The organism is Georgenia sp. EYE_87 (assembly GCF_023148685.1).
Classification (GTDB): domain Bacteria; phylum Actinomycetota; class Actinomycetes; order Actinomycetales; family Actinomycetaceae; genus Georgenia.
This window is the reverse complement of the sequence record NZ_JAHXNL010000032.1, coordinates 1-1,431: the sequence shown is the minus strand read 5'-3', so window position 1 is coordinate 1,431 and position 1,431 is coordinate 1. Positions and strand designations below refer to the sequence as shown.

General features: G+C 77.7%; 1 protein-coding gene. It reads left to right on the top strand.

The annotated features are described in order from the left end of the window. Positions 1–15: 15 nt before the first annotated feature. Positions 16–1,431 (top strand): DUF222 domain-containing protein (locus KZX45_RS19745; protein ID WP_248259467.1); only part of this gene is annotated, 1,416 nt, incomplete at its 3' end.

Genomic DNA, 1,431 nt, shown 5'->3' with positions numbered 1-1,431 from the left:
GCCGCGCACCGGCGCGTGGAGGCCTGGGCGGCGGGGCGGGCGGCGGCGACGGCGGCGCGGTTGTCGCACGCGGCGAGGTTCTTCGACCATCCGCGACTGGCGGAGCCGGTGGACGTCACCGCGGAGGAGATCGCGATGCGCCTGGCGGTCTCGCGGCAGGAGGCCCGCAAGCTGGTCCGGGTCGGGGAGGGGCTGACCCGCAGGTTCCGCGACACCGCCGCGGCGCTGGACGCCGGGGTGGTCGACTACCCCAAGGCGGCGGCGATCGTGACCACCCTGGCCGGTTCGCCGGTCCAGGTCGCGGTCCAGGTCGAGGCGCAGGTGCTGGAGGAGGCCGACGGGCGCACGGTGGCCCAGGTGCGCCGGGACCTGACCAAGGCCTTGGTCGAGGTGGACCCGCAGGACGCCGAGGACCGGCAGGTCCGGGCGCGGGCGCGCCGGCACGTGAACCACACCCGGGTGCTCCCGGACGGGATGGGCTCGATCTACGCGGTGCTGCCGGCCGAGGACTGCGTCCAGGTCGACCTGACCCTGGACGCGATCGCCCACGGGGCCAGGAACGACGGCGACGCCCGCACCATCGACCAGCTGCGCGCCGACGCCCTGCTCGCCCTGACCCACGCGGCCCTGATCGCCGGCACCACCGGCCCACCCGACACCCCGGACACCACGGACGCCCCGGACGCCACGGATACCGGCGTGCCCGGCGTGCCCGGCGTGCGAGGCACGGTGACTCCGCCGACCGTCAGTCCGCCTGCGGCCGAAGGATCACCGCCGGGCAGCACGCCCCGGGAGATTGCGGGCGGTCCGGGCGGCGCAGAAACTGCTGCCCCGCCGGCCGGAGCGGCGCCCGACGATCCGCCGGGCGCGGCCGGGCTGCCGGTCGGGGTGGAGTACCCGCCGCTGCACGAGCTGCTGCTGCGCTCGCGCGAACGGTTCACCGTCCCCGACATCCGCGTCCACGTCACCGTCCCGCTGGCCACCACCCTCCCGCCCGAACCCCCGGACGGGCCCGAGGGGACAGCCCTGCCCACCCGCAGCGACGACGGTGCCGACGGTGCCGACGGTGCCGACGGCGGTACGAGCGACGGGGGAGCGGGCGAGGGCACGACCGCCGACGACGGCAGCCGCGGCGGTGCCGCCGAGAGCGCCGAAGGCGGCGGCGGCGTCGGTGCTGGTTCCGGGGCCGGCGAGGAGGTCGGTGGTGAGCCCGTTCCGGCGGCGTACCTGGAGGGCTACGGGCCGATCACCCCGGACCTGGCCCGGGCGCTGGCCGCCGGCGGGACGTGGCGGCGCCTGATCACCGACCCGGTCACCGGGACCGTCACCCACCTCGGCCGCAGCGTCTACCGGCCCCCCGCGGCCCTGCAGGCCCTGGTCCGGGCCCGGGACGTCACCTGCGTGCGCCCGGCCTGCACCCACCCCGCCCGC